General features: G+C 42.2%; 15 protein-coding genes. 8 read left to right on the plus strand and 7 right to left on the minus strand.

Features of this window, described 5'->3' with window-relative positions; all coding sequences use genetic code 11:
* Positions 1-112: 112 nt before the first annotated feature.
* Both ACG95_RS00115 and ACG95_RS00120 read left to right on the plus strand, forming a co-directional pair.
* Positions 113-1018, plus strand: coding sequence for a LysR family transcriptional regulator (locus ACG95_RS00115; RefSeq protein WP_047998538.1), 906 nt, complete (start codon positions 113-115; stop codon positions 1016-1018).
* A 271-nt stretch (positions 1019-1289) separates the two neighbouring features.
* Positions 1290-2516 (plus strand): MFS transporter, encoded by a 1227-nt coding sequence (locus ACG95_RS00120; RefSeq protein ID WP_047998539.1) that lies wholly within the window; start codon positions 1290-1292, stop codon positions 2514-2516.
* 115 nt (positions 2517-2631) lie between these two features.
* Here the strand turns inward: ACG95_RS00120 and ACG95_RS00125 are convergent, their stop codons facing one another.
* From ACG95_RS00125 to ACG95_RS00135, 3 genes are read right to left on the minus strand one after another with little or no spacing between them, the layout of a single operon-like run.
* Complete coding sequence (locus ACG95_RS00125; RefSeq protein WP_047998540.1) at positions 2632-3003, minus strand: hypothetical protein; 372 nt, start codon at positions 3001-3003, stop codon at positions 2632-2634.
* A complete protein-coding gene (locus ACG95_RS00130) occupies positions 2996-3787 on the minus strand; it encodes an alpha/beta hydrolase (RefSeq protein ID WP_047998541.1) in 792 nt (263 codons plus the stop codon). Before ACG95_RS00130 ends, ACG95_RS00125 begins: the two co-directional genes overlap by 8 nt.
* 16 nt (positions 3788-3803) lie before the next feature.
* Positions 3804-4535: a GntR family transcriptional regulator gene (locus tag ACG95_RS00135; protein WP_047998542.1), complete on the minus strand. Its 732-nt coding sequence runs from the start codon at positions 4533-4535 to the stop codon at positions 3804-3806.
* Positions 4536-4764: 229 nt separating this feature from the next.
* Between ACG95_RS00135 and ACG95_RS00140 the strand changes: the two genes are divergently transcribed.
* From ACG95_RS00140 to ACG95_RS00155, 4 genes are all read left to right on the plus strand, one after another.
* Positions 4765-6102 carry a PTS sugar transporter subunit IIC gene (locus ACG95_RS00140; RefSeq protein WP_047998543.1) on the plus strand — a complete coding sequence of 446 codons (1338 nt, stop codon included), beginning with the start codon at positions 4765-4767 and terminating at the stop codon, positions 6100-6102.
* A gap of 169 nt (positions 6103-6271) precedes the next feature.
* Positions 6272-7168, plus strand: a complete 897-nt coding sequence (gene murQ, locus ACG95_RS00145) for an N-acetylmuramic acid 6-phosphate etherase (protein ID WP_047998544.1) — start codon at positions 6272-6274, stop codon at positions 7166-7168.
* 13 nt (positions 7169-7181) lie between these two features.
* Positions 7182-8096 (plus strand): BadF/BadG/BcrA/BcrD ATPase family protein, encoded by a 915-nt coding sequence (locus ACG95_RS00150; protein WP_047998545.1) that lies wholly within the window; start codon positions 7182-7184, stop codon positions 8094-8096.
* Complete coding sequence (locus ACG95_RS00155; protein WP_047998546.1) at positions 8093-9181, plus strand: DUF871 domain-containing protein; 1089 nt, start codon at positions 8093-8095, stop codon at positions 9179-9181. The genes ACG95_RS00150 and ACG95_RS00155 overlap by 4 nt, the downstream gene beginning before the upstream one ends.
* Positions 9182-9296: 115 nt before the next feature.
* On the opposite strand, the gene ACG95_RS00160 is transcribed toward ACG95_RS00155, so the two are convergent.
* From ACG95_RS00160 to ACG95_RS00175, 4 genes are all read right to left on the minus strand, one after another.
* Entirely contained in the window at positions 9297-10736 is a 1440-nt protein-coding gene (locus ACG95_RS00160; RefSeq protein ID WP_047998547.1) for a glycoside hydrolase family 1 protein, read from the minus strand.
* Between the two features lie 146 nt (positions 10737-10882).
* The gene (locus ACG95_RS00165; protein WP_047998548.1) at positions 10883-12346 is read right to left on the minus strand and encodes a glycoside hydrolase family 1 protein; all 1464 of its coding nucleotides are present in this window, start codon (positions 12344-12346) and stop codon (positions 10883-10885) included.
* A 19-nt stretch (positions 12347-12365) separates the two neighbouring features.
* The gene (locus ACG95_RS00170; RefSeq protein ID WP_047998549.1) at positions 12366-14354 is read right to left on the minus strand and encodes a beta-glucoside-specific PTS transporter subunit IIABC; all 1989 of its coding nucleotides are present in this window, start codon (positions 14352-14354) and stop codon (positions 12366-12368) included.
* A gap of 177 nt (positions 14355-14531) precedes the next feature.
* Entirely contained in the window at positions 14532-15380 is an 849-nt protein-coding gene (locus ACG95_RS00175; protein WP_047998550.1) for a PRD domain-containing protein, read from the minus strand.
* A gap of 480 nt (positions 15381-15860) precedes the next feature.
* Between ACG95_RS00175 and ACG95_RS13895 the strand changes: the two genes are divergently transcribed.
* Both ACG95_RS13895 and ACG95_RS00185 read left to right on the plus strand, forming a co-directional pair.
* Positions 15861-16169: a type II toxin-antitoxin system RelB/DinJ family antitoxin gene (locus tag ACG95_RS13895; RefSeq protein WP_053072616.1), complete on the plus strand. Its 309-nt coding sequence runs from the start codon at positions 15861-15863 to the stop codon at positions 16167-16169.
* The gene (locus ACG95_RS00185) at positions 16144-16449 is read left to right on the plus strand and encodes a type II toxin-antitoxin system YafQ family toxin (RefSeq protein WP_047998551.1); all 306 of its coding nucleotides are present in this window, start codon (positions 16144-16146) and stop codon (positions 16447-16449) included. The genes ACG95_RS13895 and ACG95_RS00185 overlap by 26 nt, the downstream gene beginning before the upstream one ends.
* Positions 16450-16573 lie beyond the last annotated feature (124 nt).

Consider the following 16573-nt stretch of genomic DNA (forward strand, 5'->3'; position numbering starts at 1 on the left):
TGCTCTCAACCATAGCTAAAAGTTATTAATTCTGTTATATTAACCGTAGTAATAGGTTTTCATTAATGGCACTCGTCCTTTCAGAATTACCGTTTAGGAGGCTAATTGCATCATGAACCTAGATCATTTACGTTATTTCGTCGCATTATCCCGAACTGAAAATTACACGCAGACGGCTAAGCTGTTACATATTACACAACCAAGTTTAACCAAAGCGATTCACTCATTAGAAGGTGAACTCAGCATTAATCTTTTTCAAAAAGACGGTCGCCGTGTCACGCTAACACCAGCCGGCAAAGTTTTCGCAACCGATGTTGAGTCTTCATTATTATTACTAGATAAAAGTATTACTAACGTCAAAAGTTTCAGCCAACAAAAAACATTAATTCGCTTAGCAGCATTACGCACGCTAAGTATTAAATGGCTGCCTGATATGGCTCAACGTTTCCTTCAATTGACTGATCAACCAGCTGTTCAATTTCAATTTAATACGGACACCGGGCTTTCCCCCGACATCCTGAACGGTTTACGAAGTGATATGTATGATGTTGCTTTTTGTTCTAAATTAGACCACTTCAGCGATATCGATTTTTTCCCCATAGCAGAACAGACCATGGTCTGCATTGCACCAACTAATCACCCTCTAGCCAATCGTTCTAGTATTAACTTAGCCGAAACCTTGGCTTATCCTCAAATTACGTTTTCTACTCGTAGTGGTTTGCACCCAATTATGCAAAAGTTATTTGACGACTGTGGCGGCCAACCAATCAGTGCCTACGCTGTCGAAGAGGATCAAGCCATTGCTGGATTAGTAGCTAGCGGCTTTGGCATTGCAATCGTACCTAATATGTCTATTCTCCAAACAATGCCAGTCAAAATCATTCCCCTCTCATTCCCTACATGGAAACGAATTCTCTATATGGCGACACTTAAACACAGCACACCACAACCAGCTGTTGGCCAATTTATAGATTTCGTCCGCAACCAGAGTGAAACTCTTTCTATCAATAACATCTAAAAACTGAATCAAAACAACTTCGCATCCAATCAATAGCTTTGAGCTATTGATTGGATGCGAAGTTGTTATTAGACACATTTAGTAGACGTGCTAAAATTTGAATTAAGCAAGTGATTGTGAATTATATATCAAGTTGTTCATTAAAATAAATACAAGCGCTTACTGCATTGTTAATTAGCATATACTGGCACATTTCAAAAGCAATTATAAATCGGTAATATTTTTATTTTTAAACAAGTTTGTGAAATTAAATAATTAGTGGGTGATTATTATGGAAATCAAGAGAAATCAGGGAATTGCAATGAAACATAAAACATATTTACCACTAGCTGCTGGGATCTATCTTAACTACGCCATTCTTGGCATGGCAACCATCCTTGTTTCACAATATGGTAACCAGTTCCAAGCACTCTGGCACACAGATGTTAAAGGCCTATCAACCGTTATTGCAATGATCGGTATCGGCCGGCTGCTAACTATCCTGATTGCGGGCTACTTGTCTGATCGACTTGGTCGTAAACGAACCATGATAATCGGAATGATCGCACAGATTATTTTCTTAATTGGATTATTTTTCAGTACTAATCTTATCAGCGCATGTATTGCCGCTATGTTCATGGGAGCTACTAATTCCTTCGGCGATACCGCTAGCTATCCAGCACTAACCGATGCCTTTAAAGAACAAGCTGCAAGCATGAACTCACTGGTCAAAGCTGCCATGTCATTGGCTCAATTTGTATTACCCTTTATTGTTGCAGCACAACCAAATGCACATATCACTTTAATTGTAATGGTAATTGTTATGGTGCTTGATATGGCACTCATTGGTATCGCCAGCTTTGCACCACAAAAATTAGCTACCACAAATCCGACAACACCGACTGATTCAACTGTCACAGATCCTGTAGATAGCAATAGCGCACAACCTTCCATGCTAATTGATGGCAGCTTGCTGATTATCGTCGGTTTCACATTGTCATTTACATTTTATATCTTTTCACAGTACGCCCCTAACTTTGGTAGTAGTGTTCTACAGCTAAGTGCCAACAGTGCTAAATCATTGATTTCATGGTACGCAATGGCTTCCTTAGTATCCGTCTTTATTACTTCATCACTAGTTACTAGAATCAAGCCAATCAAGTTAATCTTTGTCTATACACTGGTTTCATTTTTAGCCTTACTCCAAATGGTGCTACTTCCAAGTGCAGACGGCGCACGTTTAACCGCAATCGTCATCGGTTTCTTTGCTGCTGGTGGTATCTGGCAACTCGGACTAACCCTATTAACTCAGTATTTCCCAACTGAAAAAGGAAAAGTTACCGGTTATTATAGCTTTGCAACAGCTCTGACTTTCTTCGTAGGACCCTTAGTATCAAGCTTTATTATCGATGACACTGCAGTTAGCGTTCTACATGTTTTCCAAATCGATACCGCAGTAACGTTACTGAGCCTACTGATTGTTATTACGTTAATGATTCGGAATCGAAAATTTAATTAATCAATTCAATCTTTTAAACCTAAAAATCCTCGTTGTCACCATTAAAGGTGACGACGAGGATTTTCTACTATTTTACGTTAGCCAGCTTCAGTTTTTAATCTTCAGATTGCAAACATCAATGGGTCACGCTCACAATAATCTGAATCAAAACCATCACCGTTGCCAATCCGTCTAAAATCCAACTACCCCAGATATAATAGCTTTCTAGCGGGTTGTACTCTTGACGATTCACCTTAAGATTCTTCTCGTATAACCGATTAAAGAAGACGAATAACCAGATAAAGAACCATAAGATCAGGCAAAATACAGGATAGATAAAGATATTACCCTTAATACCCCACGGTTCCAGACTAGCAAGCGCAGTTGGTACGTAAACCCTCGCTGGCAATAACGGATAGGCAATTATTGCCAATAGCATCGGTATCGCTGCTAACCCCGTTTGTCGCAACAAACTATAGTGACCATGAACATTTTTAATACTAAACATTACGCCATTCCTCCTTAATTAACCAGTGCATCGCAAATGGTAGTTGTTGGTTCCAAAGTTGCCAATCATGGTGTCCCGATTGCAACTGCCATTCGAAGTGATCTTTAAAGATTCGCTTCAGTTTCGGTCGTAACTCTTCATCCATGCCTCGCAAGATATCATGACTACCCGTTGTCATCAAGACTCGCAACCCTGACCAATCTAGTGATTGCTGAATCAAATAATCTAAATCATTTGGTGTGTTTTGTAATTCTTGGCTGCCGAATGCCAAATCAAAATCCGGCATAATCTTGGCTTGCTCCGCCCCGAAGCGAGCCAATTCAGTCACTGGCGACAATGCCGCCACGGCTGCGAATTGTTGTGGATACGTCAACGCATACCTCAATGCACCGTAGCCACCCATGGAGTTACCCATCAAGTAATTGTCCTTTGGCATTGTCGAAAGCGGGAACATGTAACGCATCCGCGCTGGCAATTCCGTCGTTAGATAATCCCAATAGTTCAATCCTTGAGCCATATTCGTATAAAATCCACGCCCCGTTTCCGGCATAACGACTGCAACCCGATACTGAGTCGCCAACAACTCAATATTCGTCCGGCGAAGCCACGTTGTTGCGTCGCCGCCTAGCCCGTGTAATAACCAAATCGTTGGCAATAGCTGGTTGCCACTCGTATAAGCCGCTTCTATTTTCCCTGTCGCGTCTAATGGTTCCGGTAAGATTACTTCTACACGAACCGGCTGTCGGAGTACGTTTGAATAAAAATTATTGCTGTGAATCGACATCTGCTCAACTCCTTAACTACCGAATATTATTCGTATCAGCTAGCTTAGAATCACTACTTAACGACAAACCAAAGTAGTTCGGCAACATATAACTAACCGTGTATTCCAAGGTCTGATCCGTTTGGAACACCCATCGTTCAATCTTGATAACGATCGTCTCCATATCAACATGTAGGTAATCCGCAACGCGTTGATTCGGGACACTCGTCGCAGCATATTCCTGCTTAAACGGTTGCCGAGCTAAATCAATATGCGCATGTTTCCTGATCAACGCATATACTGAATGTACTGACCGTAATTTCTTTAAACTAGTTGCTGGAATCAACGACTGTAAATACCACGATTGTGAGAATTCAAAAGGGGCTTGTTTAATCACACGCAAGCGTTCTAAGTACCAAGTTGCTGACTTTAAATCAATCTTAGCCTTGGCTGGTAACGGCTCCGACTCATTCGCAACTAACACTGCGACCTGTTCATCATCAATATCATAAGTATGCGTATCCGTAATTCTAACGACTGTCCCACGGTTAAACTTTGAAACAAAGCTCCCCTTACCCTGCACACGATAGATATAACCTTGATCAGCCAACGTATTTAAGACACGCACTACCGTTGTGGAACTAACCTGATATTTTTGGCGCAATTCACTTTCGCTGTAAAACGGATCATTTTTCCGAAACTGATTCGTGTTTAGTTCCAAAATCAGCGCATTCAAAATGGTTTGATAAATCGGTTCTTTGCGACTCATTCGCCACACTCTCCTTATATTTTCAACTTAATGCATTAAATGTCTATACTTAACTAAATTTTATCCGCATTTGTAATTTAGCATTGATGAAAGCGTTAACTATATCTATATATTATGCTATACTCACATTTGAAATCAAGTTAATGCATTAACTTTACATAAATAAAAGGAGGAATAAATTTCATCGTTGCTTTCTCAATGTTAAAAATTTTAAGGAGATGAATTTATTATGGAAAATTCACGTTCATGGAAAGACAAGACTGTCGACGTGATGAGTAAGATTGCGGGTAACCGCTATCTACGGGCTATTCGTGATGGGATGGCCGTCATTATTCCAGTTACAATTGTTGGTTCATTTTTCACAATCGTAACCCAACTACCAATTCCTGCTTGGACAGCTTTTATTAAACCTTATGCCGCTGGTTTAGCTATTCCGATTAATTTTTCAATGGGCTTCATGGCCATTTATGCCGCATTTGCAATCGCAGGACGTTTAGCAGAAGGCTATCATTTTGATCATATCTCAACTGGGGTCGTCTCAGTGATGGTCTTCTTACTACTCGCTGTAAGACCAATTGTCACAACCCCCGCAGCATTCAAAGCGCTGGGGTTAAAGGCGGCTGCCACCGTGGTACCGCTGACCAATTTTGGGGCAGCAGGGCTCTTCACCGCAATGCTTGCCGGTATCTTAACAGCTGAAGTCACTCGACTTTGTCGTGATCATCATCTGGTCATTACATTGCCAGATGGTGTTCCACCAGCTGTTGCTGCGTCATTTTCAGCTTTAATTCCTGCTACCTTCTTAATTATCGGTGCATGGACGATTCACATCGGTTTCAACTTCGACGTTAACACGTTCTTACAGTGGGTCTTCAGTCCATTAGCCTACTTCGGACGCGATAACTTACTCTCAGTTATCGTTCCTATTCTCTTAACTGATATCGTTTGGCTATTTGGGATTCACGGGGCCGCATTAGCAACCCCAATCTTCTGGCCACTCTGGTACCCGAACCTGAATGCTAACTTAGCAGCCATTTCTAAGGGTGCTACAGCAGCTACTGTTCCTCACTTTATGACTGAACAATTCTTCCAGTGGTTCGTTTATGTCGGTGGGGCTGGGGCTACATTGTCACTATGTATTCTATTAGCCTTCTTCTCTAAATCTAGTTATGGTAAAACAATTGGTAAGGTTACCATTATTCCTGGGATTTTCAACATCAACGAACCCGTTATTTTCGGTGTTCCAATTGTAATGAACCCCTACTTTGCAATTCCATTTGTACTAGCTCCACTAACCATGGGGATCATTACTTGGTTTGCAACCATTACCCACATGGTTAGCCGTACCGTTGCATTAGTCCCTTGGACCTTACCTGGGCCAATTGGTGCCTTGATGACCACTGCTTGGGATTGGCGTGCTGCCGTCCTCTGTACGATTAATATCATCGTCGCAACCTTTATCTACTACCCATTCTTCAAAGTCTGGGATCGTAACCAATTAAAGGCTGAACAAGCAGCTGCTAAAGCTGATGCTGAAAAAGCGGCACAAACCGCTGCAGTCGAATAACTAATCGCTATAGTTATGTAACGTTTTCAACATTTAATAGCGCTTCAACAAATTATCTGAATGACTATATCAAGACAGATAATGACACCGAGTCTGCTCTACGTTCAGTGAGGACTGTGTATTTATCACAGTCCTTTTTATACATACTTAAGAAGCGGGGGAATTTAGATTGAAAACAAATATTAATCAACTCACTACTGAAGGCCGCAACCCAGCCAGTAGCAACTTAGATGAAATGCCGATTGCCGACATTGTTCAGTTAATGAATCAAGAAGATGCTAAGGTCAGTCAAAGCATCCAACCACAATTACCAAATATCACGCGCGCCATTGAATTAATCGTTACTTCTTTTAAATCCAATGGACGTTTGATTTACATGGGTGCTGGTACCAGTGGCCGTTTAGGTGTACTCGATGCAGCCGAATGTGTGCCTACCTTTGGAACTGACCCTGAGATGGTTCAAGGCCTAATTGCAGGTGGCATGAGCGCCATGACTGTGGCTGTCGAAGGCGCCGAAGATGACGCTCAATTAGGTGCTCAAGATTTACAAGAACTTCGATTAACAACAAACGATACTGTTGTGGGTTTAGCAGCAAGTGGCCGAACGCCTTACGTCATCGGTGCATTGGATTATGCACAACAAGTCGGTGCAGCTACGATTAGTGTCTCCTGCAACACAGATGCAATTATCAGCCAACACGCTCAAGTTGGAATTGAAGTCACACCCGGACCAGAAGTACTCGCAGGATCAACTCGTTTAAAAGCTGGTACCGCTGAAAAAATGGTCTTAAATATGTTATCAACTATCTCAATGGTAAAAATCGGCAAAGTCTATCACAACTTGATGGTCGACGTTAAACCAACCAACGAAAAACTGGTCATTCGAGCAAAACATATGATTGAACTAGCTACGGGCGTCTCACCAACTGAAGCAAGTAACTTATTTACTGCCTCCCACAAAAATGTCAAAACAGCTATTGTCATGAATCTAGCTGCCGTTTCTGTCGACGAAGCAGAGCAACGTTTGGCTAAAGCCCATGGAATGGTTCGCAAAGCCATACAATAAGGGAGATAATTCAATGACTTATTTAATCGGTGTTGACTGCGGCGGTACCCATATTGTCGGTCAAACATGGTGTAACGACACCACATCACAGCCTTATCAAGAAGCGACTGCTGGTCCTGGCAACGTCTTACTCGACTTTGACGGTGCCATGCAGAACTTAACCTCAGTATTGGATCAACTTGTGAGCCCACTCCCTGTCGACCAGATCGAACATATTCTAATTGGTGTCGCAGGTATTGAAACTGCTGGTTTAACTGAACAAGTCCAACAAATGATTGCTCAACGTTATCACATCGCAATTGATGTTATTAGCGACGCCAAGTTGGCACTACTGAATGGTTTATCCGGAGAAGATGGTGCCTTGGTTATTGCTGGTACCGGCTCCGTGGTTTATGGCCGCCAGAACAGTCAGTTTTTGCGTGTCGGTGGTTGGGGTGCTGCACTAGGTGATGAGGGCAGCGCATACGACATCGGTCGGCGTGCCCTAAAACAAGTGTTAACTCAGGCAGACGCGGGGAAAGCAAGTCAACTGACGCCTGCTATTTTAAAGCAATTACAAGCACCCAATATTGCCGCAGCCGTCAAACAATTTTATGCTCAAAATCGCCAAACCAACGCCAAACTAGCCCTACCAATCGCAGAACTAGCAACCAGGGATGACCCGGAAGCCGTAATGGTGTTAACTGCCGCTGCTCAGTCACTCGCCGAACAGATTATGACCATCTACCAACGCTTTACAGATCCTAAGCCAACCAAGGTAGCATTATCAGGATCAGTATTACAAAAGAATCCCATCGTGCGTACTGCCATCATTGATGCTGTACAACGAGAACTACCCCAAATTAAATTCATTAATATTGATACCAACAACGCCCACGCCGTTATTTATTGGCATAAATGGACTAATCAAGGAGGAATTCAAGCATGACAATGCGCCAACTCGGATTATCAATCTATCCAGATCACAGTAATTTTGAACAGGACGAAGCTTATCTCAAATTGGGTAATCAATATGGTTTTACCCGAATTTTTATGAGTATGCTTGAAGTAACCGGTACTGTAGATGAAACTAAAGCTAAGTACCAGAAAATCGTCGATGTTGGTAATCAGCTGGGCTATCAAACCATCATTGATGTTTCACCACGAATCTTTAAACAACTCAATATTTCCTACAAAGATTTGAAGTTCTTCGCCGACCTACACGTTGCCGGCATCCGTCTAGACGAGGGTTTTAATGGTGCGACGGAAGCCCTGCTATCTTATAATTCATACGGGTTAATTATTGAACTTAACATGAGTAACGACGTCGACTATCTCAACAATATTATGAGTTATCAAGCCAACACACCATTCATTTACGGTTGCCATAACTTCTATCCACAAGTTGGAACTGCCCTACCTTACGACTTCTTCGTCAAATGTAGTGAACGATTCCGGAAATTTGGTATCCATACTGCAGCATTTGTTGCTAGTCAGGTTGGCCAGATGGGACCATGGAACGTCAATGACGGTCTACCAACGCTTGAATCTGACCGTCGCTTGCCTATTGAAGTCCAAGCTAAACACCTCTTCGCTGCCGGTCTAATTGACGATGTGATTATCGGTAACGCCTACGCTAGTGAAGCCGAATTAGCAGCGCTAGCAGCCATTGATCGCTATCAGATCCAGTTCCACCTTGAAATGGAACCAGCTATCAATCCAATTGAAAAAACCGTGGCGTTAGCACCACAACATTTCCGACGTGGCGACATTAATCCGAACGTCATTCGCTCTACGATGCCTCGGGTCACTTATAAAGAAACACCTAATGCCCCTCACGATAATGAGATTGAGTTCCAACGAGGAGACGTACTGGTCGGCAACGATGATTTCGGTATTTATAAGAATGAATTACAGATTGTTCTTCAGCCACACCGCGAACCACGAAAGAATCGGATCGGGCGAATCACACCTGACGAGCTAATGTTACTGGACTTTATCAAGCCTTGGAGCAAGTTTAAATTCATTGATTAATATCACACTACCCAAGCTGCTCAGTCCTCGTTAAATATCATACCAATCTAAAAAACGTTCACACCATTTTAAAAGTGGTGTGAACGTTTTTAGATTTAGTATCATTTAGTTAATATTATTTCGTTAAGCCGTTATTCTTAATCACATCTTGATACCAATAGAACGACTTCTTAGGATAACGATTGAGCGTTCCCTTACCTTGGTCGTCTAAGTCAACGTAAATAAAACCATACCGCTTGCTCATTTCACCGGTTGAAGCACTCACTAGATCAATACAACCCCATGGCGTATAGCCCATCAGATCAACACCATCGTCAATCGCGCCGGCCATTGCTTCAATATGTTGTTGCAAGTAATCGATGCGATAATCATCTTCCACATGGAAGTCTTTATCAGGTTGATCAAGTGCACCCAAACCATTTTCAACGATAAATAATGGCTTCTGGTAACGACCATACAATTCGTTTAAGGCAATCCGTAAACCGGTCGGATCAATCTGCCAACCCCAATCGCTAGCCTTTAAGAATGGATTTTTAACCCCACCCATCAAGTTACCAGCAACCGTATCAGTCACACTACCCGTCGTTTCAACTGCACTTGACATGTAGTAACTGAAACCGATGTAATCTACTGGATATTGCTTCAATAAGGCTAATTCACCGTCAGTTGTCTCTAAATCTTCAAAAGTGAAGCCATTTTCTGCTAATAATCGTTTCGTATAAGCTGGGTATTCACCCCGTACTTGTACATCAGCACAGAAGAAGTTAAAGTCTTGGTTATGTTGCAAGTTAGCCAGCTGGTTAACTGGGTTAGAATCATACGCATAGCTGGTAGCGTAGAGAATCATGCAACCAACTTGAATATCAGAACGTAATTCATGACCGATCTTAACAGCCTTAGCACTAGCAACAAATTGATTGTGCCAAGCTTGGAAAACGTTCTGCTTATCGTCAGCGCCAGTTGATGGCACGAGTCCTTGTCCCATCACTGGGAAATGTGCAGCACTGTTGATTTCATTGAAAGTCATCCAGTACTTTACCCTTGAAGAGTAACGCGTTAAAACGGTCCGTGAAAAGGTTTCATAAAAGGCGATCAGGTCGTGATTCTTCCAGCCGCCATAACGTTTTGCTAAGTTCAATGGTAATTCATAATGCGAGATGGTAATGACTGGTTCGATATCATGAGCCAAGCATTCATCAATGACGTCATCATAGAATTTCAATCCGGCTTCATTAGGCTGAGTTTCATCACCGTTAGGAAAAACTCGTGACCACGCAATTGAGAAACGGTAACATTTGAAGCCCATTTCAGCAAATAGTGCGATATCCTCTTTGTAATGGTGGTAAAAATCAATGCCCATGTGGTTCGGATAAGTGTATTTGGTTTCATCAATCGTCCAGTCAAAATCTGGTTGGCTTACGATCTTAAAACGATCCTTTCCGCCTGGTAACGCATCGGCAATCGACAGACCGCGTCCGCCTTCTTGGTAGCCACCCTCTAATTGGTTAGCAGCGGTTGCGCCACCCCATAAAAATCCTTCTGGAAATTTTGACATTTCATCAACACCCTTTCCGGCAACGTCATCGAATGACAGCCCTTACATCTCAGTATAATCAATCCTAACTACTCATAGCAACCTACTTAACAAACGTTTTCATTTTTCTTGAAAAATATGACCTTTAGCTGCATTAACTCTGTGAGCTAAGCTAAATCTTCACCATTGGACGCGATCACTTTGCGATACCAGTCAAAAGAATCCTTCTTCATGCGTTTCAAACTCCCGTTACCTTCATCATCCTGATCAACATAGATGAAGCCATAACGTTTCGTCATTTCAGAAGTACCCGCACTGATGACATCGATACAGCCCCAAGTGGTGTAACCCATCAGATCGACACCGTCTTTGATAGCTTCCTTCATCTGTTCAACGTGTTGACGGAGGTAATCGATCCGGTAATCATCATGAATATGGCCATCAGCACTGATTTCATCTTCGGCGCCAAGCCCATTTTCAACAACGAACAATGGTACGCGGTAACGATCCCAGAATTCATTCAACGTGATCCGTAACCCAACTGGATCAATCTGCCAGCCCCAAGCACTCGACTTCAAGTATGGATTCTTACCACCCAGTACGAGGTTACCGTTGGCTTGTTCCACATCATCAGCTGTTGAGGTAATAGTTGTCATGTAGTAACTGAAACTCAAGAAATCAACTTTACCAGCACTCAATAACGCTTCATCGCCGGCTTCCATCGTTAATTCAATCCCATTTTCAACAAAGTAACGATTCATGTATTCAGGATACTCACCACGAACTTGGACATCCGTAAAGAATAGGTTCAATTGATCTTGTAACTGCGCAGCTCGTACATCAGCTGGATTAGGCGTATTAGCATACGTCTGCATCCGCGCTAACATACAACCAATTTGTGCATCTGGATCAATCTCATGACACTGTTGAACTGCCAACGCACTGGCGACAAATTCATGGTGTAGCGATTGGTAACGTAACTGCATCTGATCATGCAGGCTTAAGTCACTATCGATTGCACCGGTACCGGTAAATCCCCACGTTGAAGCATTGATTTCATTAAACGTTAACCAGTATTTGACGATACCCTTATAGCGTTTGAATAGCACTTCAGTATAGCGCGTAAAGTCCGCAATCGTCTTGCGACTAGCCCAACCGTTATTGGTTAAAGTTAAGTTCAATGGCATTTCATAGTGGGAAATCGTAACGAGTGGTTCAATCCCATACTTGTGACATTCTGCAAAGACATTATCATAGAATTTCAACCCAGCTTCATTAGGTTCCGTTTCATCACCCTTAGGAAAGATCCGTGCCCAAGCTAATGAGAGCCGGTAAACTTTGAAGCCCATTTCGGCAAACAGCTTGATATCTTCTTTGTAATGATGGTAAAAATCTACCCCGCGGCGCTTTGGATACATTTCATCAGTCTTGTCATTGATAGCGACTTCTAAGTTTTCCTTAGTCACTTCATTCATTGACATGACCTTACGATCGGTAGCTTTCTTAACAACTTCAGCCGTTGTTAAGCCCTTGCCGGCTTCGTTCCAGCCACCCTCGACTTGGTTAGCAGCAGTAGCGCCACCCCATAAGAAATCCTTTGGAAAACCTGTTGGCATTGTTTTTGAATACATAATAATCGCTCCTTTAATATCAGTTTAATTGTAATAGTGGTTCAGTTGCGTTAACTTCAGTGGCATTTGGAAACGCCAATTTAACGTCATGATAGTTCTTAGAATTCGTCACAACGATCGGCGTTGTCACAGGATAGCCGGCTGCCTGAATAGCTTCAATATCGAAGTTAACCAATGGCTGACCAGCTTTGACAGTATCACCCTTTTCAACCAGCGTTTCAAAACCCTTACCATCCAATTCAACCGTATCCATCCCAATGTGCATTAGAATTTCAGCACCATCGGAGGTATTGAGACCCACGGCATGACCAGTTGGGAAGACTAAGGCAATTTCACCATCAGCAGGTGCGTATAGAACGCCATCTGTGGGTTCAATTGCAATCCCCTTGCCCATTGCACCAGATGAGAACACTTCGTCTTTAACTTCGCTTAACGGGATCACATGACCCGTTTCAGGACTGCTTAACAACGTTGCTGTATTATAAGTAACTTCTGGTTCGATCTTAGTAGCACCACCATTGGCTGTAGCTGCGACAGGACCGCCAGCTAGAACAGGTTCGGCTTCAGTTGCTTGAACTTGAGCTTTACTATCAGCAGCATCAACACTTTTACGACCGAATAACATCTGGAGTGCGAACCCTAGAACCATGGCAACAGCCATCGCAATAATCAAGCCGTAGACAGAACCATCGATCCCGGTCTTAGCATTGATAGCGGCTGGAATTGAGAACACGCCCATACCACCCATCATATACATCTTAGTCCCGGCTAAACCAATAATCCCACCACCGACTGCAGAAGCAATACAACTCAGAACAAATGGGCGTTTACGTGGTAACGTTAACCCGTAAATGGCGGGCTCTGTAACCCCAAAGATACCAGAGATAAAGGCGGGTAATGCAATCCCACGCGTCTTTTCATTCTTAGTCTGTAAGAGAATTCCTAACACAACACCCGTTTGGGCAAATGAAGCAGCTAATGATAATCCTAAAACGGTGTCATAACCTTGTGAGGCAACGTTGGCCATCATGACAGCCACAAATCCCCAATGAATCCCAAAGATAACGAAGACTTGCCAGAATGCACCCATGACGACACCCGCAACGAGTGGACTGAAGTTATAGATCATGACACAGACTGTTGAAATACCGTCACTTAACCAACTAGCAACTGGTCCAATAATTAAGAACGTGATTGGAACGACAATCAGCAGCGTAACGAATGGTACGAGGAACGTTTTAACTACTGTTGGAATGATCCGCTTTGCCAATGCCTGTACTTTGGAAGCAAACCACACTGCCAAGATAATCGGAATCACAGAAGAGGTATAACTCATCATAACGACTGGAATTCCTAAAAACGTGGCGTGAATCTGAGATTCAAACATACTGCCACTGAATAAGGTCGTTAATACGGTTGTACTACTGTTCAGAGCGACAATACCTGGGTAGCAGAGCGCCATCCCGATTGCCATCCCAATAAACTGATCAACATGTAACTTCTTAGCTGCCGTCAATCCTAAGATAATTGGGAGGAAGTAGAAAAAGCCATCACCAATCGAGTACAAGATCTTGTAAGTACCAGAATTTTCAGATAACCAGTTAAACGCAACAAACATTGCGGTAAAACCTTTGATCATCCCAGCGGCACATAATACTCCCAACATAGGCGTGAAAACACCAGAAATAAAATCAATAAAGCGGTTAAAAACGTTTCCGCGTTCCGTTTCGTCATCATCGTCTGGAACACTACCACCATCAGCAAAACCACCAACCTTGATCAGCGTTTCATAGACATCGGCTACGTCATTACCAATAACGACTTGATATTGGCCACCGGATTGAACGACCGTGATGACACCATCCATCGCTTTTAATTCATCGGTATGGGCAGCGCTTTCACTTTTGAGCTTGAATCGTAGTCGGGTCGTACAGTGAACAACGCTCTTCACATTATCCTTACCACCAACCCCGGCGATAATCTTCTTACTGAGTTCTTCATACTTCATTGTTGTTTCCTCCAATCAATAATTTCACATTTCTCAATAATCTAATATTTCGGTAAACAAAAACCCAAACGTCCTTTCTTCAAACCACGCCACTAGGTGCCCCTAGTCGCCATCGCTCTCAAGAAAAGATATTTGGGTTAATGCCTGCTAATGCAGTAACACACCTTAATAATCTAGTTATTCATTTTTTTGGCGGTGAGTCACCCGCCAAATATGGAGGGTGAGGTACACCTGATCATCTGGTTGTAATTTCCAGCCAGCCTTACTCTGTAAGAAAGCATCGATCCGCTCCACAGTTGCGTAGGCTTGTGGATATTTCACCATCATCAACTGTAGCAATGAATCATCTAAATCACTGCCAGCGACATCCGTATGACTGACACGTTGGACCATGAGTGCTCGTAGATGAGCGACAAACCGGTTGTAATTAAATGACTCGGGATCTAGCTGCATCTGGAATTGATACTGGATAATATCCACGATGCCGCTAATGAGTTTCGTAATCTTGATGGTCTCTTGCAGCTTTGAACCATCCGAAGCCGCGTTAACGAAGTGATACGTCATGAAGACAATCTCACTCTTCGGCAGTTCAATCTCGGCTGATGAATTGATCAACGCAACGGCCTGTTCAGCGGCCTGAAACTCCAGTGGAAACAGCTTCTTGACTTCCCAACGGACCGTTCCATTATCCACGTCAATGCCATCATTAGCTCGTTTTAACGCGAAGTCAATGTGATCTGCCAAGACAAAATACTGGTAATCACTGAAACTGACTTTTAATAATGGTTCTACCAAATGCACAACCTTGGTCGTAATGGTAAACGACTGTGGTTTCAAATCTTGAAAACTGGTGATACCAACGTTTTGCTTGAGGGTCGCGACAAACCGTCGCTGCACCTTTTCCATCTCAATCTGATCACCCTTGTGCTTACCAAATCTCACGCCATTACCAACGACAATCCATTCAACATCCCGGTCGTCTACGACTAAAGCAGCGTTGTTATTGAAGTTCTTTAAAAATTTCACTACTCACGACCTCCTGGATTTCCAAACAAAAAACCTACTGAAAAAGTATCGCATCCCACTAAAGAGACTGCTGGTACGTTTATGAGTAGGTTATGCCTGATCGAATCAGTAACACGCTTTCATTTATGTTGATTATATTAACAATCTTTGGAAGCGGTGTCAACAGTGGTCTAATAATTTTGTATTGAGTTCTTTATTCAAAAAAACTAGCATTAATCAAATAATCAATAATAATGTAGTTACTTATACACACTATTATAATAAATTAGCACATAATCTTTGATGCTGATACCATACTATGTTATTCTTCATATGTGGAAGATATTTTGTTTATGATTGGTTTTAATCCAGTCCGTGTAATTGTTTTAGTATTTTAGGAAATTTTTGTGTGAATTTATTTTTAAATTGGCGTATTTTTTAAATAAACAGGATAATAACATTTTTGAATTGGAAAGCTTTTAAGCTGAAAGGAATTTTATCATGGACACAGATGCGAAATTAAAAAACAAAAAAACTCGAATCGGTGTCAGCGTTTCTGTCGCAGATCGTGATGCAGCTTCCAAATTATTTAAAGACCTTGGTATGGATACTACCACAGCGATTAATCTATTTCTTAAACAAAGTATTGCTGAGCAAGCACTGCCATTTCGGCCGCAGGTTCAGCCAACTCCACAACTCAATGCGACTACACTACAAGCTATCCAGGAAGCTCAATCAAGTCTAGGCGAAACCTTTACCGATTACGAAGATTGGAAACAGAAGAATGAAAACATTCTCGGTTCTAAGTAACTCGATTCGACAAACACCTACTTTTGCTCGTGATCTCAAAAGAATGATTACTAAACGGCACTATTCTTTTGAATCCATTGATGCTGCTGTTAAAGCGATTTATTACCAGGATAAAACGTACTTGATTCGACACAAAGACCATCAATTAAAAGGTAGTCTTAAAGCCTTTCGCGAACTACACATTGAAGATAACTGGTTATTGATGTACCAACGTAGTAATTCTGGAGAACTAATCCTTATCCTAACCAGAACTGGTACTCATGACGAGCTTTTCAACTAACCTTAACTATTAAAGTCCTCCAGGTAGACATGTTACATGTCTGCCTGGAGGACCCTTTTAATTACTGCCATTTATAAGTCCACTAGCTAGTCTGTTAGAAGACTTACAATTATCTACACCCTAA

It is taken from the genome of Lactiplantibacillus herbarum (assembly GCF_001039045.1).
GTDB lineage: Bacteria > Bacillota > Bacilli > Lactobacillales > Lactobacillaceae > Lactiplantibacillus > Lactiplantibacillus herbarum.

What these genes read in the sequence shown, in the direction of transcription:
- ACG95_RS00170 (WP_047998549.1), bottom strand. Translation starts at nt 14,354, where the DNA reads ATGAAGTATGAAGAACTCAGTAAGAAGATTATCGCCGGGGTTGGTGGT.
- ACG95_RS00120 (WP_047998539.1), top strand. Translation starts at nt 1,290, where the DNA reads ATGGAAATCAAGAGAAATCAGGGAATTGCAATGAAACATAAAACATAT.
- ACG95_RS13895 (WP_053072616.1), top strand. Translation starts at nt 15,861, where the DNA reads ATGGACACAGATGCGAAATTAAAAAACAAAAAAACTCGAATCGGTGTC.
- ACG95_RS00135 (WP_047998542.1), bottom strand. Translation starts at nt 4,535, where the DNA reads ATGAGTCGCAAAGAACCGATTTATCAAACCATTTTGAATGCGCTGATT.
- ACG95_RS00155 (WP_047998546.1), top strand. Translation starts at nt 8,093, where the DNA reads ATGACAATGCGCCAACTCGGATTATCAATCTATCCAGATCACAGTAAT.
- ACG95_RS00165 (WP_047998548.1), bottom strand. Translation starts at nt 12,346, where the DNA reads ATGTATTCAAAAACAATGCCAACAGGTTTTCCAAAGGATTTCTTATGG.
- ACG95_RS00115 (WP_047998538.1), top strand. Translation starts at nt 113, where the DNA reads ATGAACCTAGATCATTTACGTTATTTCGTCGCATTATCCCGAACTGAA.
- ACG95_RS00150 (WP_047998545.1), top strand. Translation starts at nt 7,182, where the DNA reads ATGACTTATTTAATCGGTGTTGACTGCGGCGGTACCCATATTGTCGGT.
- ACG95_RS00185 (WP_047998551.1), top strand. Translation starts at nt 16,144, where the DNA reads ATGAAAACATTCTCGGTTCTAAGTAACTCGATTCGACAAACACCTACT.
- ACG95_RS00140 (WP_047998543.1), top strand. Translation starts at nt 4,765, where the DNA reads ATGGAAAATTCACGTTCATGGAAAGACAAGACTGTCGACGTGATGAGT.
- ACG95_RS00130 (WP_047998541.1), bottom strand. Translation starts at nt 3,787, where the DNA reads ATGTCGATTCACAGCAATAATTTTTATTCAAACGTACTCCGACAGCCG.
- ACG95_RS00160 (WP_047998547.1), bottom strand. Translation starts at nt 10,736, where the DNA reads ATGTCAAAATTTCCAGAAGGATTTTTATGGGGTGGCGCAACCGCTGCT.
- ACG95_RS00125 (WP_047998540.1), bottom strand. Translation starts at nt 3,003, where the DNA reads ATGTTTAGTATTAAAAATGTTCATGGTCACTATAGTTTGTTGCGACAA.